20 protein-coding genes and 1 riboswitch are annotated in these 24,078 nt (G+C 70.5%); of the genes, 11 read left to right on the top strand and 9 right to left on the bottom strand.

The genetic code is table 11. The features are described from left to right. Positions 1-15 precede the first annotated feature (15 nt). The 9 genes from ABZY33_RS29355 to ABZY33_RS29315 all read left to right on the top strand — a co-directional run bounded on the left by ABZY33_RS29355 (position 16) and on the right by ABZY33_RS29315 (position 11,184). Positions 16-405, top strand: a complete 390-nt coding sequence (locus tag ABZY33_RS29355; protein ID WP_356494715.1) for a very short patch repair endonuclease — start codon at positions 16-18, stop codon at positions 403-405. Between the two features lie 205 nt (positions 406-610). Continuing rightward, complete coding sequence (locus tag ABZY33_RS29350; protein WP_356494714.1) at positions 611-3,214, top strand: Z1 domain-containing protein; 2,604 nt, start codon at positions 611-613, stop codon at positions 3,212-3,214. Beyond that, positions 3,214-4,233 carry a PD-(D/E)XK motif protein gene (locus ABZY33_RS29345; protein ID WP_356494713.1) on the top strand — a complete coding sequence of 340 codons (1,020 nt, stop codon included), beginning with the start codon at positions 3,214-3,216 and terminating at the stop codon, positions 4,231-4,233. The genes ABZY33_RS29350 and ABZY33_RS29345 overlap by 1 nt, the downstream gene beginning before the upstream one ends. After that, entirely contained in the window at positions 4,230-6,194 is a 1,965-nt protein-coding gene (locus ABZY33_RS29340; protein WP_356494712.1) for a hypothetical protein, read from the top strand. The genes ABZY33_RS29345 and ABZY33_RS29340 overlap by 4 nt, the downstream gene beginning before the upstream one ends. Then, the gene (locus tag ABZY33_RS29335) at positions 6,194-7,093 is read left to right on the top strand and encodes a hypothetical protein (protein WP_356494711.1); all 900 of its coding nucleotides are present in this window, start codon (positions 6,194-6,196) and stop codon (positions 7,091-7,093) included. Before ABZY33_RS29340 ends, ABZY33_RS29335 begins: the two co-directional genes overlap by 1 nt. Positions 7,094-7,110: 17 nt before the next feature. After that, positions 7,111-8,961: a DUF6339 family protein gene (locus tag ABZY33_RS29330; RefSeq protein ID WP_356494710.1), complete on the top strand. Its 1,851-nt coding sequence runs from the start codon at positions 7,111-7,113 to the stop codon at positions 8,959-8,961. A 9-nt stretch (positions 8,962-8,970) separates the two neighbouring features. Next, entirely contained in the window at positions 8,971-10,080 is a 1,110-nt protein-coding gene (locus tag ABZY33_RS29325) for a DNA cytosine methyltransferase (protein ID WP_356494709.1), read from the top strand. A 193-nt stretch (positions 10,081-10,273) separates the two neighbouring features. Further along, positions 10,274-10,747 (top strand): carboxymuconolactone decarboxylase family protein, encoded by a 474-nt coding sequence (locus ABZY33_RS29320; protein ID WP_356494708.1) that lies wholly within the window; start codon positions 10,274-10,276, stop codon positions 10,745-10,747. Positions 10,748-10,872: 125 nt separating this feature from the next. Continuing rightward, on the top strand, positions 10,873-11,184 hold the full coding sequence (locus tag ABZY33_RS29315; RefSeq protein WP_356494707.1) for a hypothetical protein: 312 nt from the start codon (positions 10,873-10,875) through the stop codon (positions 11,182-11,184). Positions 11,185-11,386: 202 nt separating this feature from the next. Here the strand turns inward: ABZY33_RS29315 and ABZY33_RS29310 are convergent, their stop codons facing one another. From ABZY33_RS29310 to ABZY33_RS29295, 4 genes are all read right to left on the bottom strand, one after another. Further along, complete coding sequence (locus ABZY33_RS29310; RefSeq protein ID WP_356494738.1) at positions 11,387-11,761, bottom strand: VOC family protein; 375 nt, start codon at positions 11,759-11,761, stop codon at positions 11,387-11,389. 14 nt (positions 11,762-11,775) lie between these two features. Further along, positions 11,776-12,756, bottom strand: a complete 981-nt coding sequence (locus ABZY33_RS29305) for a helix-turn-helix domain-containing protein (RefSeq protein WP_356494706.1) — start codon at positions 12,754-12,756, stop codon at positions 11,776-11,778. A 43-nt stretch (positions 12,757-12,799) separates the two neighbouring features. Beyond that, the gene (locus ABZY33_RS29300; RefSeq protein ID WP_356494705.1) at positions 12,800-14,281 is read right to left on the bottom strand and encodes an MFS transporter; all 1,482 of its coding nucleotides are present in this window, start codon (positions 14,279-14,281) and stop codon (positions 12,800-12,802) included. A 134-nt stretch (positions 14,282-14,415) separates the two neighbouring features. Beyond that, complete coding sequence (locus ABZY33_RS29295) at positions 14,416-15,627, bottom strand: DUF445 domain-containing protein (RefSeq protein ID WP_356494737.1); 1,212 nt, start codon at positions 15,625-15,627, stop codon at positions 14,416-14,418. Between the two features lie 520 nt (positions 15,628-16,147). On the opposite strand from ABZY33_RS29295, the gene ABZY33_RS29290 reads away from it, so the two are divergent. Beyond that, a complete protein-coding gene (locus tag ABZY33_RS29290) occupies positions 16,148-17,470 on the top strand; it encodes an SGNH/GDSL hydrolase family protein (protein WP_356494704.1) in 1,323 nt (440 codons plus the stop codon). A 30-nt stretch (positions 17,471-17,500) separates the two neighbouring features. Here ABZY33_RS29290 and ABZY33_RS29285 read toward each other — a convergent pair whose 3' ends face one another. The 4 genes from ABZY33_RS29285 to ABZY33_RS29270 all read right to left on the bottom strand — a co-directional run bounded on the left by ABZY33_RS29285 (position 17,501) and on the right by ABZY33_RS29270 (position 21,051). Continuing rightward, a complete protein-coding gene (locus tag ABZY33_RS29285; RefSeq protein WP_356494703.1) occupies positions 17,501-18,364 on the bottom strand; it encodes a DUF1707 domain-containing protein in 864 nt (287 codons plus the stop codon). Positions 18,365-18,374: 10 nt separating this feature from the next. Further along, entirely contained in the window at positions 18,375-19,364 is a 990-nt protein-coding gene (locus ABZY33_RS29280) for an ATP-binding cassette domain-containing protein (RefSeq protein WP_356494736.1), read from the bottom strand. Between the two features lie 21 nt (positions 19,365-19,385). After that, a complete protein-coding gene (locus tag ABZY33_RS29275) occupies positions 19,386-20,150 on the bottom strand; it encodes an ABC transporter permease (RefSeq protein WP_356494735.1) in 765 nt (254 codons plus the stop codon). Positions 20,151-20,238: 88 nt separating this feature from the next. Next, complete coding sequence (locus ABZY33_RS29270; RefSeq protein ID WP_356494734.1) at positions 20,239-21,051, bottom strand: ABC-2 family transporter protein; 813 nt, start codon at positions 21,049-21,051, stop codon at positions 20,239-20,241. A 153-nt stretch (positions 21,052-21,204) separates the two neighbouring features. Between ABZY33_RS29270 and ABZY33_RS29265 the strand changes: the two genes are divergently transcribed. Next, positions 21,205-23,622: a transglycosylase domain-containing protein gene (locus ABZY33_RS29265; protein ID WP_356494702.1), complete on the top strand. Its 2,418-nt coding sequence runs from the start codon at positions 21,205-21,207 to the stop codon at positions 23,620-23,622. Here the strand turns inward: ABZY33_RS29265 and sugE are convergent. Beyond that, on the bottom strand, positions 23,567-23,887 hold the full coding sequence (gene sugE / locus ABZY33_RS29260; RefSeq protein ID WP_356494701.1) for a quaternary ammonium compound efflux SMR transporter SugE: 321 nt from the start codon (positions 23,885-23,887) through the stop codon (positions 23,567-23,569). The two genes, ABZY33_RS29265 and sugE, sit on opposite strands and share 56 nt — an antisense overlap. A gap of 32 nt (positions 23,888-23,919) precedes the next feature. Further along, positions 23,920-23,989, bottom strand: a riboswitch (guanidine-III (ykkC-III) riboswitch). Between the last annotated feature and the right edge of the window lie 89 nt (positions 23,990-24,078).

Below are 24,078 nucleotides of genomic sequence, written 5' to 3'. Positions count from 1 at the left end.
ACAGTCTCCGCCCGGATGTCCAAGCAGGTCAGCAAGGACACAGCGGCGGAGTTGGCGGTACGCCGGCTGCTGCATGCCGCCGGGTTGCGCTATCGGATCGAGTACCGCGTACCAGGCATGGCACGGCGCCGCATCGACGTGGCCTTCCCCCGCGCGAAGGTCGCGGTACTCATCGACGGTTGCTTCTGGCACGGGTGCCCTCGTCATGCCACACAACCGAAGTCGAACGCGGAGTGGTGGCGGCGAAAGCTGGAGCGGAACGTGGCTCGCGACCGTGAGACGACAGAGCACCTGACCGCCATCGGCTGGACCGTCCTCAGGTTCTGGGAACACGAATCGCCCGAACACGTGGCCGCACTCGTCGAGCAAGCGGTACGGGAGCAGAAGGTCCCCCCAGCGACATGAACCTGGAAAGGCCATGTGACCAGGTCATATGCGCATGCGCCAGGCAAGGGCTCGGAAGTCGTGACCTGGTCCCTGCGCCACCTGCCCCGGCCACCGGTTAACGTTGGATCGTTCGGGGCGGAGCGTGTGCCGACATCGACGTGCAGTCACGTGTCGATGCCGCTCGCCCGGGACGGTTCGATGGTCCTAGGGGGAGCGCGGCGCCGTGGCTGACGAGTTTGACGACATGTACGACACCTTCAGCATGCTGCTCGACAAGTGTCCGCCGGCGGAGACGGTGAAGCGGCTGGAGCAGTTCGGCATCGACGCCTCGACCATCCGACGGATCCAGGACCGACACGAGCAACAGATCACCAGGATCCGGGAGCTCGAAGAACCGCAGACCGTCATTCGCGGCAACCGTGACACCTGGTACACCGGGCCGCGCCCCGGGGACCGATGCTGGCCGGCGCTGGAACAGTCGTTGCACGATCGGGGTTGGAGCGACGCCTCGACCAAGTCCCTCGACGACTCCTCCACCCGCATCATGTCGCTGCTGGACCACCCTCGGGAACAGGCCTTCTCGACGCGCGGTCTGGCTCTCGGATACGTCCAGTCCGGTAAGACCACCAACTTCACCGCGGTGATGGCCAAGGCGGCCGATCGCGGCTACAAGTTGTTCATCGTGCTCTCGGGTATCCACAACGGACTGCGCAGGCAGACGCAGGCTCGGCTCGTCTCCGAACTCGTGGAACCCAACCCCGATCTGTGGTCACAGCTGACCGGCCTCGACCAGGACTTCGTCCCGCCCGCCAACCCGGCCTCCTTCTTCGGCAAGAGCAACCGGACCCACGTCCTGTGCGTGGTGAAGAAGAACGCGGCGGTGCTGCGAAAACTGGCCACGTGGTTGGAGGGCGCGTCCAGCTATCTGGAGAACTGCCCGGCACTGATCATCGACGACGAGGCGGATCAGGCGACCGTCGCCACCAAGTCGATCAACCCCTTGATCCGACGCCTCATGAAGGGACTGCCGCGCAGCGCCTACATCGGCTACACCGCCTCCCCCTTCGCCAACCTTTTGATCGACCCGAGCGCCGAGGACCTGTATCCGCGGGACTTCATCGTCAACCTGCCCAAGCCCGCGGACCATTTCGGCACGGAGGTGCTGTTCGGCCGTTACGCCCTGGACGGCGAGGACCCGGCGGACGTGGACGACGGCTATGACATGATCCGCTCGGTCCCCGAGACGGACATCGAATACGTCCGGCCGCTCACGCGTGCGGACGTGGACGGGTTCGTCCCGGAGATCACCGCGACCCTGCGCAGGGCGGTCCTCTACTTCTGGCTCGTCGTCGCCGCGCGTCGTGTGCGCGGTACCGGCAACCCGCACAACACGATGTTGATACACACCAGCGTCAACACCTCGGTCCACAACAGCTTCAGGACTCCGCTGGAAGCGCTACGGGCCGACACGAAGGCTTCTCTGCGAGATCCCTCCCTGATCGAAGAGATGCGCAAGCTGTGGGAGGACGAGACCGGGCAGGTCGCCGCCGAAGAATTCGGAGAGACCAAGGTCCCGTTCGAAGCCCTGTCGAGGGAGCTTCCGAACGCGCTGGACAGTTGTCGCGTCATCATGGACAACTCCAGCAGTCAGGACCGGCTCGACTACGAGAACGGGCCGGTGGTCGCCATCGCGGTGGGTGGTAACACCCTCTCTCGTGGGCTCACCCTGGAGGGCCTCTCCGTCAGTTACTTCGTGCGCGCGGTGTCCGCCTACGACACGTTGTTGCAGATGGGGCGCTGGTTCGGGTTCCGCAAGGGATACGCCGACCTTCCGCGTACATGGATGACCGACGAACTCGCCGAGTGGTTCCGCCACTTGGCGACGGTCGAGACCGAGATGCGCCGCGACATCGACGTCTACCTGCACAATCCCAACGAAACGCCGTTGACCTTCGCGGTACGCCTGCGGACCCATCCCTCGCTGCAGGTGACCGCGGCGGCCAAGATGAAGGGTGCCGTCAAGGCCGCCTCGTCCTACGGAGGCAAGCGTGTGCAGACACACTGTTTCCACACGGATGCCGCGTGGTTGCGACAGAACCTCGAGGCCGCTCGGCGACTGGTCTCCCAGGCCGCGACGAACAACGCGGTGGCGAAGGAGGACCGCGCGGCCGAGGGGCGCATCCTGTTCCGTGGAGTACCCCACGACGTGGTCCTCGACTTCCTGAGCGAGTACCGGTTCCACGAGGGGACGCGGGAGAAGGGAGCGAAGCTCGTTCGGGAGAACGATGCCAAGCTCATCACCGAGTACATCAGGAAGCGGGTTCGCAACGCCGGCGCGCTTCGCCGCTGGAACGTGGCCGTCATCGGCAATCCGCCGAAGACGCCCGAGGGGAATCACGAGTTCGCGCCGAACGTGTCCGTGGGTCGTGTCACGCGAGCCAAGCTCGCCACGCGGGCCGACGACAAGGGTGACGCGTTCGCGGACATCAAGACGCTGATGAGCCGCAAGGACGCGGCAGTCGACCTGGCGGGCGATGCCACGGGGCTGACGGAACAGCAGATCCGAGACGCACGACGGATGCAGCTCCCGGACACGGGACTGCTCGCGCTGTACCCGATCGACAAGTACTCCGAGCCCGATCGTTCCAAGAAGTTGCGCGAGCCTTTGGATGCGGAGGACCACGTGATCGGCGTCGGTCTCGTGTTCCCCGAGCCGGACGGACCCGACTCCGCAGTCGAACCCGAGTACGTCTCCGCGGACCTCTCCGGCGTACAGCTCGAGGAGTTCGAGGAGGAGGAGCTGCGCCTCATCGAGGGGGCGGAGTAGTGGACGCCGAGTCGCTGCGTGACATGGTCGCCCAGCAGTGGTCGGCCCTCGAGACGGAGCCGGTGACCGCCGAGCGCCGGTTGCGGGTCACCGACCTTCCGGTCCGGACCGACAACGGCAGTCTGGTGGCCGCGATCGACTACGAGGGCCATCGTCACTTGCTCGTGCCCATGAAGTCGCGCCAACAACTACGCAGAGGCCCCGACGGCCCTGTACTCCATCTGCGCAAACGTCCCCTCGAGGACGAAGCGGGATACCGCACGTACGCCGATCTGGGTTGTCTGGAGCGCAACCTCAACGATCTCTTCGCCACGTTGTGTTCGGACGTCCTGGTCGCGGCCGAGCAGTTGCCGTCGAACCCGGTCAAGGCGCTGTACCGCGCGATGGACCGGTGGAAGTCGCTGTTCCGGGTCCAAGGAGCGCCCCTGAGCGCTGAACGGCTCACCGGCCTCTTCGGCGAGCTGACGGTCCTGGTCAGGATGCTCGAGAAGGATCCCAGCGCCCACCGTCTGTGGCTGGGACCCACCGGACACCGACACGACATCGCGGCCCCGCAGGGAGCGATCGAGGTCAAGGCGACAACCACCGCGGAAGGGCGGCGCCCACGCATACACGGGCTCGACCAGTTGGAGACGCCGGACGGGGGGTCATTGCATCTGGTCTGGTTCCGACTGGCTCCGTCGGCGAATTCGGGCGCCTCGCTCCCGGATCTGGTTGATCGCGCGTTGGAGCTGTGCGATGACGAAGCCGCCGTGCGTCACCTCCTGAGCAAGGCCGGCTGTCAGGCCTCGGACGTCGAGCATTACCGCGACACCCGCTTCGTCGTCGCGGAGGAGCGTTGGTACCGCGTGAGTGAAGACTTCCCGCGCCTGACCGCACGACAACTCCGACAGGCGGGCGTGCCCGTGACGGTTCTGGATGTCGAGTACTCGATCGATCTGTCCGGCAAGCACCCCGAGCCCCTCGACGACGAAGGTGCCGCCGAGGCCCTCGAACTGCTTCTCCAGGAGCTTGAATGACCGTCCCGGTCTGGTTCTCCCAGCCGTACCCGCCGGAGGGGGCCAGCGCCGCCGAAGGCATTCGTAACCAGTTGGGTAGTCCGGCGCTCGACCTGTTCACCATCTTGGTCCGCGAGTCGGCACAGAACAGTTGGGACGCACGCCCACCGGGGTCGTCCGAGCCCGTGCACTACGAGATCGACCTGTCGAGTGTCGGCCCGGCGCACGCTCCGGCCTGGCGAGATCTGCTGCTCAGCACCGCCCCGTCGAGCAGCCAACTCCCCCTGCGTGATTCGCTGGCCCGCGGGCCGATCCGGTTGCTCACCGTCTCCGACCGCGGTACCACGGGTCTCGGAGGCCCCACCAGGGCGGACCGAACGGCCGATGAGATGTCACGCGACTTCGTCTCGTTCGTCCGCAACATCGGGGAGCCGCGCGACACACCTTTCGGGGGTGGCACCTACGGTTTCGGCAAAGGCATCTTCTACTTGCTCTCCCGCTGCGGCACTGTGTTGATCCACACACGGTGCCGAAACCCGCAAGGCGAACTGGAGACACGGCTCATCGGCTGCTCCCTGTGGCGGAGCTACTACGCGGACGACACACACGCCTCTCGGCGCTACACAGGTCGTCACTGGTGGGGCGATGCCTCGGGTGAAGTCATCGAACCCCTGATCGGACCGGAGGCGGACGCGGCCGTGCGTCGGCTCGGCCTCCGTTCGTTCGGGCCGGTGGAGACCGGCACGTCGGTCGTGGTGATCGACCCGAAATTGGAACGCGACGAGCGGCGTATCGAGGCTGACGAAGTCGCCGACTACCTGGCTGAGACGATCTGTTGGCACCTGTGGCCGAAGATGATCGAGAAAGAGTCCGGTGTGCCGGCGATGCGGTTCAAGGTCAGGTGCGAAGGTCGGGACGTCCCGGTGCCCGATCCCCGCCGACACCGTCCGCTCAGTCTGTTCGTCGCCGCCTACGAGCGGATGGCCGGTGAACAGGGACACGATCTTTCATGCGGCAAACCGCGGAAGTTGTTGGGCAGGTTCGGCGTGGTCAAACGCATCATGCCGCCGCTGCAGCCGAAGCCCGCGTCGCGCATGCTCGGTATCGAGGACCTGGTGCACCACGTCTGCCTGATGCGGCCGGCCGAACTCGTGGTCACGTACCACGCCGGGCCGAAGCCCCCGAGTGAGAATCAGGGATACGCCGGCGTGTTCCGCGGTGACCCCGACATGGACGAGGCATACGCCAAGGCAGAGCCACCCACGCACGACGCCTGGCACTGGCACTCCCTGGAGATTCCGGACAGCACCTACGTGCGGACGACGTTCCGTCGCATCCACGAGGAGATCAACAAGCTCCTCGCGCTGAGCGGCGGAGTCCGCGCGGGAGCCGCCCGCGTCCCCTTGGGCGCGGCCAGCGCCCGCTTCTCGGGTCTGGTCGGCGGGGCCTGGGGGATCGGTGGGGCCACTGCCTACGCCAGGCCCGGCGCCGGACTTCCCGGTCACGGCAACGCAGGGGACGAAGAGGAAGGGCCCGAAGCCACTGTCCGCGCCTCCGGTCACCGTACGGCCGCGTCCTCGGCAGAGCCGGGCGGCACCCCGGAGGCGGGTACCTCACAGGGTTTCGAGGCTCCTGTTCTGCGTCGGGTCAGACCTCGCGTGCAGTACGTGGGTGAGCCCTATTACGACGAATGGGGGCAACGAGCGGTACTGGTTCAGGAGTTCAGGCTCCCCGTCGATGTCCCCCAGCAGGTCCGGATCAACCTCGCCGTCACCCTTCCGGGTTCCGGCGGTCGGGAGACCGACCCACCCGCGGGTGCGCGCATGCCCACCCTTCTCGGATGGCAGGATCCGAGCGGAGGTCTGTACACGACACCCGAGTTCGAGATCACCGGAGGCGAAGCGGTCTGGCGGGTGTTGGTCGAGCCCGCTCCGGACACGGTCACAGAGATCGCCATCAAGGTGAAGGCGATGACGGACTGATGGCTCGCCATGCCCTCCCCTATCGCGTTCCGCCGCGCGACGTCGTCGAGACCGGTCCTTGGACGCTCGTCACTCCTGACGGCGAGGTGCCTCTCCCGGAAGCGATCGACGACTGGGACTACCAGATGGACCTCAGCCTCCGTCGTCGGGTGACAGTCGATCAGGTCCGCACCCGAGCACGAGCCGGCCTGCCCGAGGACACCGAACTCATGCTTTCCGCCGTGTGGACGGCCACCGGATCGAATCTGCGTGGCCCCGGTCATGTCACCTGTCTCACCGGGGCGGAGCCGGTGACCGTCGATCTCGACGTCCGGCTACGTGGCGCCGATCTCGGCGGAGTACTCCTGCTGGAGACCGCTCTGGTCCTGGGGCGGCGCCGCGACGACGCCCGACCGGCCGCACCGAGACGTGCCGGTTCCGTGTTGTGGCAGGACACCGCGGAGCTGCGGCTCCAAGGCGATGCGCCGCAGTTCCCGATGGCTGTCATCGACTTCTCCAGGACGTCGTTCCCGAACGGCGCCGCCTGGCACGTCCAGATCGACGGAGAACTGGACAGTGCCGCCATGGGTTCGCTGTTGTTGCTGATCAACGAGAGAAACACGGTGACAACCGAAGCGTTCCAGAACGCCGCACGTCCGCGACCTGTGGACCGTGCCGTGCTGTCAGCCGCCCATGCGGACGTCGCTCGGACCTTGATGGAGCATGCGCTGTCCCACGAGGATTTCGCGGACGGCTGCGACTTCGCCGAGGGCTCCTTGGGCGCCACGCTGCTCTCGCTGTTCCAGCGATTGTTCCCGGAACAGTCCGTCACCGACGTACGTCTCCGCCGACAGCACTCCCCCGGCCTGTTCTCGTCCGAACTCCAGGCGGCCGTGAAGATCTTCGAGGAGCCCCAGTGAGCTTGCTCTACCCCCGCTTGCTCGCGGGCCAGGCCAGGCCTCTCTTCGACGAGTACCAACAGTTGTCGATCACGGAACTGACAGAACGCGCGGACGTCTCCCATCCGTCGACGGTCTATGTGGCCACCGGCGGCGACCGTGTGGGTCCCGAGCAGTTGTCGGAGCTTCGCGAGGCAATCCTGCACCTGGCCCGACAGGCGGGTTTCCCCGACGCCTCGGACCGCTCGCGCAACGCCGAGTTCGATGTCCGTCTCGCTCGGCTACTGCACTCCCGCATGTCCCTGGCTCCCGCCGAGGCGGCCTCGCGTGACCTGTGGGCCTTCCTCGCGCTTGTGCTTCTCCCGGACGTCGCCTTCTGGCGGTACCCCAGACCGCCGAAGGACCGTGCGCTCGGCACCGACCTGACCCGTCACGTCTTCGGCCGCCTCTGGTGGCGCGCACAGTTGATCTTCTCCCCTGCCGCCCCCGAACCGTACGAGGCTCTCAACATCCTCGGTGAGGCGGCGTTCGACCAGATCTATGCCCGGCGAGCCGCTCTGGGCGGCAGTCCGCACCTCGTGAAAGCGATCATGAGGGTCTGGAACGAACTGGACCTCCGTGGACTCAATCGCCGTGAGACTCTGCAGGACTTCCTCAAGCGACTGCTGCGCCTGGCCCCGTTCGTGCTGTTCGACGCCATCGACGAGCAGGCACTGGACACAGAGTTGCGGGAAGCGGCACGCGAATCGGTGACCGAGCTGCTGCGTACCAAGCACGGAGAGAGCGACCGGGGCACGACCGCCGTGGAGGAGCAGTTGGCGACGGTGTTCGCCCACGCGGCCGCTGTCCCCTCTGTGTCCGTCGACGTACCGGACCATGGGCCGCGCCACGCAACGGCGACCGGAGCCATCGCGGCCTCCCCGTCGACCGACCGTGCCGGGCACTTCACCTCGTTCGAGATCTGTGCCGGGTCCGGCGCGCAGGCACTCGGCCTCGAGCAGGCCGGGTTCGATCCTGTGCTGCTGCTCGACACCAAGGCCCATGCCTGCTGGACGATCGAACTCAACCGGCCGCAGTGGAAGGTGCTCTGTGGCGACCTGCTCCACTTCGACCCCGCGGACCACCCCGAGGTGCACGGAGTCGATCTGTTCAGCGGCGGCCTGCCACGGATCAAGTCCGCGGCCGCCGTGCGGCGCCCGGACGACGAACTCGAACGTGCGGTGCTGCGACACGCAGTGGAACTCGTGCCGCGGATCCGCCCCAGAGCGGTGGTGCTCGAGAACCTCCCGGACCTTGTCGAGAAGGACGACTATCGAGCGGAGCGGGCGTGGATGGAGTCACAGTTGCAGGGAGCGGGGTACCGCGTGTTCTGGAAGGTCCTGGACGCTGCGGACTTCGGAGTCCCTCAGCACCGCAGGTCGGGCTTCCTGGTCGCGTTGCAGGAGGCGCACGCGGAGGGTTTCGTCTGGCCGTCACGGACGGTGTTGCGCGTGCCGACCGTCGCCGACATCCTCCGACCGTCGATGGCCCAGGGCGGTTGGCGCGGCGCCGACCAGTGGGCGCTACGGGCCGACCGTCCGGCTCCCGCCCTCGTGGGCGGTTCCGACCGTCGCGGTGGAGCGGACCTGGGTCCCACGGGTTCGAAGCGTGCCTGGGCCCAGTTGGGGGTGAACGGCAACAGCCTCGGTGACGACGTGCCCGACGCCGATTTTCCGCCGCTGGAGTTGCCCAGGCTCACGCTCGGCCAGACCGCGCTCCTGCAGGCCATCCCGCCCACCTGGCAGATCTCCGGTGGCAAGACAGCCGCCTATCGACAGATCGGCAACGCCCTGCCGCCTCCGGTGGCCCGGGCACTGGGAGTGGCGATCGCCACCGCGCTGGCCCTCTAGGATCGCCACATGAACGCACCGTCCCCTCCCGCCTCCCCCTTCAAGATCGTCGATCTTTTCGCGGGGCCCGGCGGGCTCGACCAAGCCGCGCGGCAGCTCGGTGTGGCGTCCGTCGGCATCGAGTGGGACAAGGACGCCTGCGCCACCCGGAGCGCCAACGACCTGCAGACCGAATGCGGCGACGTGCGGGACTTCGATGCGGACCGGTTCACCGCCGACGGATGCAACGTCCTGGCCGGGGGCCCTCCGTGCCAGACCTTCACGGTGGCGGGCAGAGGGGCGGGACGTCGCGCGCTCGACCACGTCCTCACCTTCGCGGACCGGTTGCGCGCGCGGCATCCGATGAAGGCAGTCCGAGCCGACCTCGCAGCGCTGAAGGACGAGGTGACGGGCAAGCACGACGACCGAACCGGACTCGTCCTGGAACCTCTGCGTTGGGCACTCGAGGCCGTCGACGTGGGCCGCCCCTTCCAGGCGATCGTCCTCGAGCAGGTGCCGGCCGTGCTCCCGGTGTGGAAGAGGTACGCCGAGATCCTGCGTGGAGAGGGGTACGCCGTGGCGACCCCCCGGGTCCTCCACACCGAGGAGTACGGGGTTCCGCAGACCCGGCGCAGGGCCATCCTCATCGCCCGCTGGACCGGCGAGGACCGCTTGCTGTCCGGGGTTCCGAGTCTGCCCGAGCCGACGCACGGGCGTTATCACAAGCGAAAGGCTCGGGAGGAGCACGGTCTCGGTCTGGCACCCTGGGTCAGCATGGAGGACGTCCTCACCGAACGCCCCACCCCCTTCACCGTCGTCTCCAACTACGGGACCGGAGGGGATCCGAAGGCCCGCGGCGAGCGCGGATCGTCCGAGCCGGCCGCGACGGTGACAGGCAAGATCTCCCGCAACCGGGTCGTCGGCCGGGGCGGACGCGAACAACCCCGTCTCACCGAGTCCGAGGCGGGTCAGCTCCAGACCTTCCCCGCCGCGCCGGACTGGATCTGGGGTGGTTCCGCCGTCGCCCAGCAGATCGGCAATGCAGTGCCGCCCCGCCTCGGTATGCACGTACTCGCAGCGGCCCTCGACCTCGATCGCGAACACCTGGAGCAGGCGTTGAAGCAGTACTACACCTGCTGATGTCACCGACCGCATCGGTCGGAGCGACGCTCGGACCGATGCGTCCCCTTGCAACCGAGCCGACCCACCCGTGACCCAGCTCACAGCGCCAGATCTGTCACACATCCCCATTCTGCTCCGTCAGAGTCAGGTAACCGACACACCGGCGGCCGCACCTCACGGTCGGCCCGCCCGACGGCTCTGGGAGATCACCATGGAAGCCCGCCTCAACCTCTTCGGCAACGCGCTCGCCGCCAAGTTCATGCGCCACATCAACTCCGCCGGAAAGGTCGTCTCCGACGCCGGCGTGCCGCACGCCACGCAGGAGCTGGTGAAGATCCGGGCCAGCCAGATCAACGGCTGCGGCTTCTGCACCGACATGCACACCAAGGACGCCGCCCACGCCGGGGAGACCGCCCAGCGCCTCCACCTCGTCGCCGCCTGGCGCGAGGCCACCGTCTTCACCGACGCCGAGCGGGCCGCCCTGGAGCTGGCCGAGCAGGGGACCCGGCTCGCCGACGCGGCCGGCGGGGTCAGTGACGAGGCGTGGGCCGACGCCGCCAAGCACTACGACGAGGACCAGCTCGTCGCCCTGGTGTCGCTGATCGCCGTCATCAACGCCTACAACCGGCTCAACGTCATCGTGCGGCAGCCCGCCGGTGACTACCAGCCCGGCATGTTCGGCTGAAGCGCCGCGCGGGGCCGGGGCCGCGGCCGTGTGCCGCGGCCCGCGGCGTAGCCTCGGACCTCGTAGCCGCGCCAATGGCGTCGAAGGCGTCAGCGCGGACCTCGTCGACCTGCCCGGAGGGTTCCATGGCCGCCACCCGTATTCCTACCGCCCCGCTCGCCGCCGCGGGCCTCGTCGGCGGGTACGCCACCGCCCGCTTCACCAAGAAGCGGCAGCTGGGCGGCGTCGTCCTCGCCGCCGCCGGCGCGGCCGCCGCCACCCGGTGGAAGCAGGCCGCGGGCGGGCCGGTCGCGGGGGCGCTGACCGGGGCGTACGTCGCCGCGTTCGCCGGGTCGCACCCGCTCGCCAAGAAGGTCGGGGCGTGGCCGGCCGTGTTCGGCGCGGCCGGTGTCGTGGCCGCCGCGTCGTACGTCCTCGTGGACCGCCGCGCCGCCTGACCCCGGTCCCGGCGACGTACGTACCGGGCCCCTCCAAGGCCCCGGGCCCGGGCCGTCCAGGACTCCTGGCGCCCCAGCACCACCCGGGCCCCGGCGCCGGGCCAGAACCGTCCAGGACTCCCGGCGCCCCAGCACCAACCGGGCCGGTCCGACCCCGGCCCCGTACCGAAACCTCCAAGCCCCCGCGCCCTACCGCCCCCGCCTACGCCCCCGCACTCCCCCCATGCCCCAGCACATTCACCACCTTCCCCTGCGGATCCCGCACGAAGAAGCGGCGCACGCCCCACGATTCGTCCCGCAGGTCGCGGACGATCTCGGCGCCCGCCGCGAGCATGGCCGCGTACGCCGCGTCGACGTCGCCCACCTCCACGCTCATGTCCGGTACGACCAGGGCGGGGCCGCCCTGCTCGATGAAGTTGATCTGGGCGGCCGGCCGGGTGGGCGACGCCATCGTCATCACCCAGCCGAGGTCCATGACCTCCTCGAAGCCGAGCGCGCCGTAGAACGCGCGGTTGGCCGCCAGGGACTCCTCGCCGTCCACTGGCACGTTCGGTACAGCCCTGCGGACTTCGTTCATCTCAGTCATGCGGTTCATCGTCCCCGGAACGTGGCCCGGTACGCCCCCGGCGACACACCGACAGCGCTCTGGAAGTGCTGGCGCAGCGACGTGCCGGTGCCGAATCCGGTCTCCGCCGCCACCCGGTCCACGGTGTGATCCGTCTGTTCCAGCAACTCCTTGGCGCGGTCGACCCGTTGGCGCGCGAGCCACGTCATCGGCGTCAGGCCCGTCTCCTCGCGGAAGCGGCGGTTGTACGTCCGTACCGACATCGCGTCCCGCGCCGCCAGCTCCGCCAGGGTCAGCGGCTCGGCCAGCCGCTCCAGGGCCCAGGCGCGCGAGCCCGACGTCGAGGTCACGCCGGTCTGCGCCACCGGCCGCCGGATGTACTGCGCCTGCCCGCCGTCCCGGTGTGGCGGGACCACCGTGCGGCGCGCCACGTCCGCCGCGACGGCCGCGCCGTGGTCCGCGCGGATCATGTGCAGGCACAGGTCGATGCCGGCCGCCTCGCCCGCCGAGGTCAGCACCGGGTCCTCGTCCACGTAGAGGACGTCCGCGTCGACCGTGACCCGCGGGAACGCCCGGGCGAACCGGTCCGCGGACATCCAGTGCGTGGTCGCCCGGCGCCCGTCCAGCAGGCCCGCCGCGCCGAGCACGAACGACCCCGTGCAGATCGACGCCACCCGCCCCCGCGCCGCGCGCAGGGCGTCCGCCAGCTCCGCGTCGAGCGCGCCCGGGAGCAGTTCCTCGTCCGTCTCGTGCGACGCCGGGACCAGGACCGTCCCCGCCGCCCGGACCGCCTCCAGGCCGTGGTCGGCGTAGAGGTGGAAGTCGGCGTCCGTGCGGATGCGGCCGGGGCGCGGGGCGCAGGTGCGGACGGTGTAGAGGCGGTCGCCCGTCGCCGGGTCGCGCGCCGCGCCGAACAGCTGGTGGACGAGGCCCAGCTCCATGGGCAGGACCCCGTCCCTGACCAGCACCGCCACCGTGGCGGCGGGTGCTCTCCTCCGCTCGCTCATGGCCGGATTCTTGCACTCCTGAGCGGTACGGCCGGGGCGCTCGTCACGGGCTCTCCGGTGACACCTGCGACAGCGGCTTCGCGATGTCCTCCAGGGACTTCTGTTCCGCCTGCACCGCGAAGAACACCGCCACCAGACCGGCCAGGCACATCAGCGTGGCGCCCACCTGGAACGCGAGCACCGTGTCACCGACCTTGCCGCTCTTGGTGAGGTCGGCGAAGAGCAGCGGGCCGCTGATGCCGCCGGCCGCCGTGCCGATCGCGTAGAAGAAGGCGATCGCCATCGCGCGCGTTTCCATCGGGAAGATCTCCGAGACCGTCAGGTACGCGCTGGAGGCGCCCGCCGACGCGAAGAACAGGACCACCGACCAGCAGGCCGTCAGGGTCGTCGCGGTCAGCGAGCCGCGGTCGAAGAGCCAGGCCGTGCCGAACAGCAGCACCCCGGAGAGCAGGTAGGTCGAGGAGATCATGATGCGCCGGCCGACGGTGTCGAAGAGCTTGCCGAGCAGCAGCGGGCCCATGAAGTTGCCGGCGGCGATGATCGCGAAGTAGTAGCCGGTGGAGCCGGTCGGCACGTCGAAGAAGGTGGTGAGGATGGCGCCGAAGCCGAACGTCACCGCGTTGTAGAGGAACGCCTGTCCGATGAAGAGCGCCAGGCCGAGGGTGGTGCGGCGCGGGTAGTCGCGGAAGACGGTGCGGGCGATCTCGCCGAAGCCGATGCTCTTGCGCTGGCGGATGGTGATCTCACCCGCCGACGGCGGCAGTTCGCGGCCGTGGTGCTGGTCCCGTACGCGTTCCTCGACGTCCGTGACCAGCTTTTCGGCCTCCTCGCCGCGGCCGTGGATGAAGAGCCAGCGCGGGCTCTCGGGGACGTTGCGGCGCACCAGGAGGATCACCAGGCCGAGGACGACGCCGAGGCCGAAGGTGAGCCGCCAGCCGACGTCCTTCGCGAAGAGGTCCGTGTCGAGCGCGACGATCGACAGCAGCGAGCCGCCGATCGCGCCGAGCCAGAAGCTGCCGTTGATGATGAGGTCGACGCGGCCGCGGAAGCGGGAGGGGATGAGTTCGTCGATCGCCGAGTTGATGGCCGCGTACTCGCCGCCGATGCCGAAGCCGGTGAAGAACCGGAAGACGAAGAACCACCACGGGGAGAAGGAGATCGCGGTGAGGGCCGTCGCCGCGAGGTAGACGGCCAGCGTCAGCAGGAACAGCTTCTTGCGGCCGAACCGGTCGGTGAGCCAGCCGAAGAAGAGCGCTCCGACGCAGGCGCCCGCCACGTACAGGGCGGCGGCGACGCCGGTGACCTGCGCGGACGAGATCGGCAGACCGCTGCCGGGCTCGGAGAGCCGGCCCGCGATGTTGCCGACGACCGTGACTTCGAGGCCGTCGAGGATCCAGACCGTGCCGAGGCCGATGACGACGGTCCAGTGCCAGCGCGACCAGGGCAGCCGGTCGAGGCGGGCGGGGACGGCGGTGCTGATGGTGCCGGTCCCGGCCGGACCGGGCTGCGAGTGCTCCGGGGACATGTACGCCCTCCTCGTTGAGGGAACTGACCCTCCACGCATGCCCCGCCTGCGGCGCGGGGAACTGCGCGATCAGCGACGGCACACCCGCACCCGGACACGTTCCCCCACTCGGCGCACCCCCCGCGCCGGAGGGGTTACGCCCCCAGCGCCCGCGACACCGTGTAGATGAGCAGCCCGGCCAGGGAGCCCACCACCGTGCCGTTGATCCGGATGAACTGGAGGTCGCGGCCGATGTGCGCCTCGATCTTGCGGGAGGTGTGCTCCGCGTCCCAGCCGGCCACGGTGTCCGTGATCAGAGAGGTGATCTCGGCGCGGTACGTCGTCACGACGTACACCGCCGCGCCCTCCACCCAGCCGTCGACCTTGGCCTGCACCTTGGGGTCGGTCGCCATCCGCTGTCCGAGGGAGAGCAGGGAGGCCCGTACCCGCGTCCGCAGCTCGCTGCGCTCGTCCTCGGCGGCCGCCACGATCATCGAGCGGACCGCGGACCAGGTGGAGGCGATCAGGTCCTGCACCTCGGAGCGGCCGATCACCTCGGACTTCAGGCGCTCCACCCGGGCGCGGGTGTCGGTGTCGGACTGGAGGTCGCCCGCGAAGTCCTTGAGGAACCGGTCGACGGCGCCGCGCGCCGGGTGCCGCGGCATGTCCCGCATCTCGGTGACGAAGCGCAGCAGTTCCTTGTAGACGCGCTCACCGACCCGCTTGTCGACGAAGCGGGGGGTCCAGCCGGGGGCGCCGCCCTGCACCGCGTCCATGACGGAGTCCGCGTGCAGCACCAGCCAGTCGTGGGCCCGCGTGCACACCAGGTCGACGACCCGCGTGTGGCCGCCGTCGGCGACGACCTTCTCCAGCATCTTGCCGATGCCGGGCGCGATCTCGGCGTTGTCGGCGCGGCGCGTGACGGCCTCGCCGACCACGGCCTGTACGTCGGAGTCGCGCAGGACGGTCAGGGCGCCCCGCAGCGCGGTGGCCAGCTCGGCGGTGACCCGGTCGGCGTGGTCGGGCTCGGCGAGCCAGGCGCCGAGCCGGGAGCCGATGCCGACAGCGCGCAGCCGCTCCCGTACGACGTCCCCGGAGAGGAAGTTCTCCCCGACGAACTCGCCGAGCGAGACGCCCAGCTGGTCCTTCTTCGTCGGGATGATCGCGGTGTGCGGGATGGGCAGGCCCAGCGGGCGGCGGAAGAGGGCCGTGACCGCGAACCAGTCCGCGAGCGCGCCGACCATGCCGGCCTCCGCCGCGGCCGCGACGTAGCCGCTCCAGGCGCCCGCGCCGGTGCGGCCGGCCCAGGTCGCCAGGGCGTAGACGAGCGCGACCAGGGCCAGCAGGCCGGTCGCCGTCAGCTTCATGCGGCGCACCCCGCGCTCCTTCTCCAGGTCCGCCGGGCTGAATTCGCCGCCGAAGCGGCGGGGGGGCCGGGGTTGCGCGCGGGTCGACCGGGCATACTGCCCGGTGTCCGCATCACCCGTTTCGTCCGCTCCGGTGCCGGGCGCCCCCGGCGCCCCGCCCACCGCCTCGCGCCGCGCGCCGCCGCGCACCGACCCGCGTTCGTCACCGCCGCTCATGACGTCACCACCGCCCTCCACGCCACCGGCCGCCCGGTCCGCTCCGTCACCGGTCATCCGGTCCGCTCCGTCCCGGGCGTCGCCCGTTCCACGTCGTACGTCGTCGTACGCCCGTTCACTGTCATTCCCCTCACACATTGTCCCTTTCCGGTCCCCTTGCGGAACGAACGACAAGTTCCCGGCGTCTGAGTGGACGGAGGGGGGCAGTGTCGGCCCCCTTGTTCGACGGTCCCCACCCATGCCGCATCATGGGTTCATCACACCGGAGCCTCGGGCTCCCCCTGCCCGAGGAGACACCCACCGCATGGCCAGGCGTCACGGTTATGCCCTGTTGGCCGCGCTCGTCGCAGTTGTCGTCGTGATCTCGGCCGCGATCTACATCGGCTTCTCCGGTGTGCTGCGCGACGACGACGGCTCCGTCCGGGCGGGCGGCGCGAACGGACACGGCTCCGCCGCTCCCGCCTCCACCGGCACCTGGGCCGGCAGCTGGTCCGCCTCCCCCGCGGGAGCCGAGCCCGGCACGGAGACGACCGGCTTCTTCGGCCGCTCCCTGCGCAACATCGTGCACACCAGCATCGGCGGCACCGGTGCCCGCATCACCCTGTCGAACCTGTACGGGCAGCAGCCCCTCAGCATCACGCACGCCTCCCTCGCCGTCGCCTCCGCGCCCAACGACCCGACGGCGCTCGCCGGGACGGTGCGCCGGCTGACGTTCTCCGGGAACACCTCGGTCGTCATCCCGGCCGGCCGGCAGGTGATGAGCGACGCGGCGCGGCTGCGGGTGCCGCGGGACGCGGACATGCTCGTCACCACGTACTCCCCGACGCCCTCCGGACCGGTCACCTACCACCCGCAGGCGCGGCAGATGTCGTACGTCGCGCAGGGCGACCGCACCGAGGACCCGAGCGGCGCGGCGTACACCCAGCAGAGCCCGTACTGGCGGTACGTGACCGCGCTCGACGTGCTGAGCCACGAGGCGGAGGGCACCGTCGTCGTCCTCGGCGACTCGCTGACCGACGGCATCACCTCCACGATGGGCGCCAACGTGCGCTGGCCCGACCTGCTGGCCGACCGGCTGCGCACCGAGCCGGGTGCCCCGCGCTACGGCGTCGTGAACCAGGGCATCAGCGGCAACCGCGTGCTCTCCGACGGGCTCGGCCGCCCCGCGAACAACCCGAGCGGCCTCTCCCGCTTCGAGCGGGACGCGCTCGGCCGCACCGGCGTCCGCGCCGTCGTCATCGACCTCGGGATCAACGACATCCTGCGCAACCCGCAGCAGACCGACCCCGACCGGATCGTCGACGGGCTGCGGGAACTGGTGCGCCAGGCACACACCCGCGGGCTGCGCGTGGTCGGGGCGACCCTCATGCCGTTCCAGGGCCACCGGGGGTACGAGCCGCACCTGGAGGCCGTCCGCCAAGGCGTGAACGCGGCGGTGCGCGGCGGCAAGGTCTACGACAGCTACGTCGACTTCGACCGGGCGCTGCGCGACCCCTACAACCCGCGCAAGCTGCTCCCGCACTACGACTCGGGCGACCACCTGCACCCCAGCGACGCCGGATACGCGCGGATGGCGCGCGCCTTCGACCTCGCGTCCCTGAAGGGTTCCACCGGCGCGGAGCTGTGAGCCGGGCGCCCCTGCGCCCAGGGGCGTGACTCAGTCCCGGCCCCGGCGGCGCTCCCGCCGCCGCTCATGGCGCTCCCGGTGCTCCTCCAGGCGCTCCAAGTGGTCCTCCATGCGCTCACGGTGGCGCTCCAGGCGGTCCGCGTGCAGGAAGTGGTGGCCGTCGCGGCCGCTCTCCAGCGCGCCGGGCCGCCCGGCCCTGCGCTCCAGCTTGTCGCGGCGGCGCTCCTCCTTGAGCCGCTGCCGCTCCGCCCGCGTCACCTTGCGTTCCACGCCGACCCCGCCCCAGAACGCGAACCCGGTGACCACCACCCGCGGCGCCCCCGGGTCCCCGGGCACGCCCTCCTCGCTCTGGTCGAAGCCGCCCATGATGCCGATGCCGCGCACGACGACCTCGACGCCGGGCGGCACCACCACGTTCATCCCGCCCATGACCGCCACGCAGTTGATGACGGTCTCGCGGTCCTCGAAGTGCGCCTCGCGCAGATCGATCTCGCCGCCGCCCATGAACGCGAAGCAGGTGAAGCGCCGCGGCGCCGTCCACCGGCCCTTGCGCTGGAACCCGGAGAGGACACCGACGCCCCAGGTGGAGGTGGCCTCGCGGCCGCCGATCCGCGCGGACCAGTCGAGAGCCCCCTCGGGCAGCGGCGTCTTCACCAGGTTCACCGGCGCGGCCACCCCGGCGCCCGGCAGATCGCGGGTGAGCGGCGCCAGCTCCCGGTACGTGCGCGCCGTGTACGCCGCCTCCAGCCGCTCCTCGAACTCCGCCATGTCGAGCCGGCCCTCGGCGAGCGCGTCCCGCAGCCGCTCCGCGACCTGCTCCCGGTCGGCGTCGGAGGCCCGCAGATCGGGGACGGCAGGCACGTCGGAGCGCTCGGGCCGCGATTCGTCGGTCATACCTCCCAGCCTACGGGCGCGGGCCCGCGGCGGAGGCGTCCCGGGCATACATCCGCGCGATCACGGCCTCGATGTCCGGCTCCCGCACCGAGAGGTCCACCAGCGGGCAGCGCTGCGCGATCGCGGCGACCAGCGGCGCCGCCGAGCGGTCCGCGGGGAACGCCAGCCACTGCCGCGCCCCCTCCACCTTCACCACCCGCGCGAACTCCACGTCCAGCGGCGGCAGTTCGCGCTCCAGATCGACGACGAGGGTCCGCTCCACCGCGCCGCCGCCCACCTGGTGCAGCCCCTCCAGCTCACCGTCGTACATCAGCCGCCCGTGGTCGATCACCATCACCCGGCGGCACAGCTGCTCGATGTCGGTCAGGTCGTGCGTCGTCAGCAGCACCGTGGTGCCCTGCTGCGCGTTCAACTCCCGCAGGAAGGCGCGCACCTTGACCTTCGAGACGACGTCGAGGCCGATCGTCGGCTCGTCCAGATAGAGCACCTCGGGGTCGTGCAGCAGCGCCGCCGCGATGTCCCCGCGCATCCGCTGCCCCAGCGACAGCTGACGCACGGGCACCTCCAACAGCTCGGCCAGCTCCAGGAGTTCGACGCACCGGTCGAGGTTCTGCGCGTAGCGCTTGTCGGGGATGCGGTACATGCGCCGCATCAGCCGGTAGGAGTCGATCAGCGGCAGGTCCCACCAGAGCGTCGTGCGCTGCCCGAAGACGACGCCGATGCGGTGCGCGAGCCGGGACCGCTCGCGCGAGGGGTCGATGCCCGCCACCCGCAGCCGGCCCGCGCTCGGCGTGAGGATGCCGGTCAGCATCTTGATCGTGGTCGACTTGCCCGCGCCGTTCGGCCCGATGTAGCCGACCATCTCGCCGCGCGGCACCGTGAAGCTCAGCGCGTCCACGGCCCGCACCGTGCGCCGCTCACGGCGCAGGAAGCCCACCTTGCGCCGCACGTCGAAGACCTTCTCGACCCCGTCCACCTCGATGAACGCCTCGTCCCTCACCACCACGTCCTCCACTCCCCTTCAGCTTCCCGTACTGCGGTACGCGCGCAGCGCCCCCCGCCAGGCCAGGCCCGCCGCGCCCAGGCAGACGGCGGCGACCAGCGGCGGCGCGAACGCGACCCAGCGCGGCAGGTCGAGCGGGTAGGGGCGGCCCAGGATGTAGAGCGCGGGCAGCCAGTTCACGAAGGCCAGCGGCAGCACGAAGGTCACGCCGCGCAGCAGGTTGTCGCCGAAGACGGTCGGCGGGTAGGCGAGCATCGCGTTGCCCCCGAACGTCGCCGCGTTCTGCACCTCGGCCGCGTCCTGCGCCACGATCTGGAAGGAGGCGCCCGCCAGGAACACGGCCGTGAAGATCCCCGCGCCACTGATCAGGAGCACCGGCACGAGGAGCGCCTTGAGCGGTGTCCAGGCGACGTCCAGCACCAGCAGCGACCACACCATGACGACCAGGCCCTGGGTGACCCGGCCGAGGCGGCGCAGCGCGAACCGGTCGGCGCCGACCTGCGCGAGGACCGGCGCGGGCCGCACCAGGAACGCGTCGAGGGTGCCGTCCCGCACCCGGTCCCCGATCCGGCCCAGCGAGCCGGCGAACAGGTCCGCGAGCCCGAAGGCGGCGCCGGCCGTCCCGTACAGGAGGGCGATCTCGGGCAGCGTGTAGCCGCCGAGCCGGTCCACCTGCGAGAACATCAGCAGCAGCCCGACGAACTCCAGGCCGGTGAGGGCGAAGTTACCGAACGCCGTCATCACGAAGGAGGCGCGGTAGGCGAGCGTGGACCGGATCCACATGCCGCTGATCAGGCGGAACGCCCGCGCCCCGGTGCGGAGCTGGTCGACGCGGCCCAGGGGCCGGCCCCCGGCACCGGCCGCCGTGTGCTCAGCCACCTTGGACCACCACCCGCCGGGTGGCCGTCGCCTGCAACAGGCGGCCCAGGACCAGCAGCGCCGCGGCCCAGGCTCCCTGGAAGAGGTAGCTGCCCAGCACGCCGCGGCCGCCGTCCGTGCCCATCAGCACGTCCGCGGGCACCTGGAGCAGCGCCGACCACGGCAGGACGCGGGCGATGTCGCCGATGGCACCTGGGAAGACGTTCAGCGGCAGCAGCATGCCGCAGAAGAACGTGGCCGTGATCCCGTACATCTGCGCGACGCCGCTCACGTCCATGAGCCAGAACGCGGACATCGCCACGAGGTAGCGCAGCGCGAAGCTGACCAGCATGCCGAGCAGGACCGCGACGCAGAACGCGAGCCAGGCCGCGGGCCGGGCGGGCAGCGCCAGGTCGAACAGGAGGGCGCCGACCGCCATCGGCACGACGCCCCGCCCCAGCAGCTGGAAGACCGCCCGGCCCAGGTCCTGCGCCAGCCACCAGCACTGCAGATCGGCCGGCCGGTACAGGTCCACGGCGATGTCACCGGTGCGGATCCGCGCCGCCAGCTCGCTCTCGAACCCGGAGGGCACGCCCAGCATCATCACCGAGAACATCGCCTGCCCGACCCAGACGAAGGTGAGGGCCTGCGCCTGGTCGTAGCCGCCCAGGTGGGGCCGCTCGTCCCAGAGCGCGGTGTAGGTGCAGGCGATGATCAGCCCGAAGACGGTGTTGGTGAAGACGCCCGCGAAGGTGGCCCCGCGGTAGGTGGCGTAGCGCCGGAACGCCCCGGCGGCGACGGCCGCGTACAGCCGGACTCCGTGCACCACGCCCCCTCGTCGCCCCCTCGTTCGGCCGAAGCGCAGGAGCCTAGTCCAGTCCGGGCTCCGCCTGCCACGCATTTTCCCGGTGATGTAGGAGGCTTATGTGTCATACGAGGCGTACGTGACGTACGACGCGAATCAGGAGTTCCTCAGGACATGAGCAGCGACGAGCCGCCCCAGCCTGCGCGCCCCGGACCGGACCCGGAGCCCGGCCCCGCCCACGGCCCGCAGGCCGGACCACCGCCCGCCACCGAGGACGGCCGGACCACGGGCAAGCGGCCCCGGCGCAGGGGCTGGCGCCGCGCCGTCCCCACCTGGCGGACCCTGCTCGCCACCGTCGTCGTCGCCCTGCTGCTCTGCGTCGGCCTGTTCGCCGCCGGCTACTTCCTCGTGGACATCCCGCGCGCCAACCAGGCCGCGACCGCCCAGTCCAACGTCTACCTCTACGCCGACGGCACGCAGATCGCCCGCGACGGCAAGGTCAACCGGGAGAACGTCCAGCTCGCCCAGGTCCCCAAGACCACCCAGCACGCGGTGCTCGCCGCCGAGGACCGCGACTTCTACAGCGAGTCCGCCGTCGACCCGAAGGCGATGGTGCGCGCCGCCTGGAACACCGTCACCGGCAAGGGCAAGCAGTCCGGCTCGACGATCACCCAGCAGTACGTCAAGAACTACTACCTCGGCCAGGAGCAGACGGTCACCCGGAAGGTGAAGGAGTTCTTCATCTCCATCAAGCTCGACCGCGAGGCGTCCAAGAGCGACATCCTGGAGGGATACCTCAACACCAGCTACTTCGGGCGCAACGCGTACGGCATCCAGGCCGCGGCCCAGGCGTACTACGGCGTCGACGCCGAGGACCTGACGACCGCGCAGAGCGCCTACCTCGCCGCCCTGCTGAACGCCCCCAGCGCCTATGACGTCATCGCACACCCGGAGAACAAGGGCCGGGCCCTCGCCCGCTGGAACTACGTCCTGGACGGCATGGTCAAGGAGAAGTGGCTCGGCGCGGCCGACCGCGCCGCCATGAAGTTCCCCGTCCCCGACCAGGCCAGGGGGGCCGCCGTCCTCTCCGGCCAGCGCGGCTACCTCGTCCAGGCCGTCAAGGACGCCATCACCTCCCAGGGCATCCTCGACGAGGACACCCTGGCCACCGGCGGCTACCGCATCACGACCACCCTGCAGAAGAAGAAGCAGAACGCGCTCGTGCACGCCGTCGACGACCAGCTCATGGCCCACATCGACAAGAAGCGGCGCAAGGCCGACCGCTCCGTCCGCGCGGGCGGCGCCGCCATCGACCCGGCCACCGGCAAGGTGCTCGCCATGTACGGCGGCATCGACTACACCAAGCAGTACGTCAACAGCGCCACACGCCGCGACTACCAGGTCGGCTCCACCTTCAAACCGTTCGTGTTCGCCTCCGCCATGGAGCACGGCGCGCGGACCCAGGACGGCCGCGCCATCACCCCCACCACCGTCTACGACGGCACGAACAAGCGCCCCGTGCAGGGCTGGAGCGGCGGCCCCTACGCCCCCGCCAACGAGGACGACCGCTCCTACGGCCCCATCACCCTCGGCACCGCCACCGACAAGTCCGTGAACGCGGTGTACGCGCAGCTCGCCGTCGACGTCGGCCCCGCCGAGGTGAAGCGGACCGCCATCGACCTGGGCCTGCCGGAGAAGACCCCCGACCTGAACCCCTACCCCTCGATCGCGCTCGGCCCCGCCACCGCCAGTGTCCTGGACATGACCGAGGCGTACGCCACGCTCGCCAACCACGGCAGGCACGGCACGTACACGCTCCTGGCCGCCCTCAGCAAGAACGGCACCGCCGTCGGCCTGCCCGAGCGCACCACCCGCCAGGCCGTCGACCGCGAGTCCGCCGACACCACCACCGCGGTCCTGCGCTCCGTCGTCGACGGCGGCACCGGCACCGCCGCCCAGGCCGCAGGCCGCCCCGCCGCCGGCAAGACCGGCACCGCGGAGGAGGACCAGGCCGCCTGGTTCGCCGGCTACACCCCCGACCTGGCGACCGTCATCGCCGTCATGGGCCAGAACCCGGACACCGGCGCCCACACCTCGCTCTACGGCGTCGGCGGCCTGCCCCGCGTCAACGGCGGCGGGTTCCCGGCCCAGATCTGGGCCCAGTTCACCCGCAAGGCCCTGGCCGGCACCGAACCCGCCGACTTCGACCTGGAGGCAAAGGAGACCGGGCCGTCCCCCGTCCCCACGACGAGCAGCCCCTCGGCCACCGGCTCCGCCTCCTCCGCCCCCGACGACTCCGGCACCGCCACCGGCACCGGGAGCCCCAGCCAGGGCACGTCCAGCAGCGGCGCGGCCGAGGGCCAGGACCAGGGCGCCACGGCGGGCGACACCCAGGACCCGGGCGAGGGCGGCGGCGACGGCGGAGCGGCGGACAGCGGCGGCCCGGCCGACGGGAGCGCCACCGACGGCGGCACGGACCCGGACGGCACCGACTTCGGCGGCACCGAGGGCGAGGGCGGCGGCGCCGTCGACCCGTTCACCGACCTGACGTCGCCTTCAGGCCGACGATCGCCACCAGGAGCAGAGCGATGAAGAAGACCCGGGCCGCGGTCGCCGGCTCACCCAGCACCAGCATCCCGACGATCGCCGCGCCCGCGGCCCCGATCCCCACCCACACGCCGTACGCCGTACCGATGGGCAGCGACTTGGCCGCGTAGGACAGCAGCAGCATGCTCGCGACGATCCCCGCGCCCGTGAACAGGCTCGGCCACAAGCGGGTGAAACCCTCGGTGTACTTCATCCCGACCGACCAGGCGACCTCGAGAAGTCCGGCGATCACGATCAGAATCCAGGCCATGACTGGCACCTCCGTCAGCGGTTCTCAACAGGGGTGCGTCGTCTTTGCCAGTCCCGGTACGGCGCGTCTCGTCGGGGTCCCTCCACGGTAGCAAAGGCCAGGGGTGGGGGGCCGGTGACCATGGTCACCGGCCCGCCGACCGCCTGCGGCACCGGCCCGCGCAGCTCTCCGGCGGCCAGCAGCAGCGGGTC

Origin of the sequence: Streptomyces sp. NPDC006552 (genome assembly GCF_040611655.1) — a bacterium.
In the GTDB taxonomy this organism is placed as follows: domain Bacteria; phylum Actinomycetota; class Actinomycetes; order Streptomycetales; family Streptomycetaceae; genus Streptomyces.
Note: the sequence above shows the minus strand (reverse complement) of the source record. Positions and strands in the feature narration are given on the sequence as shown.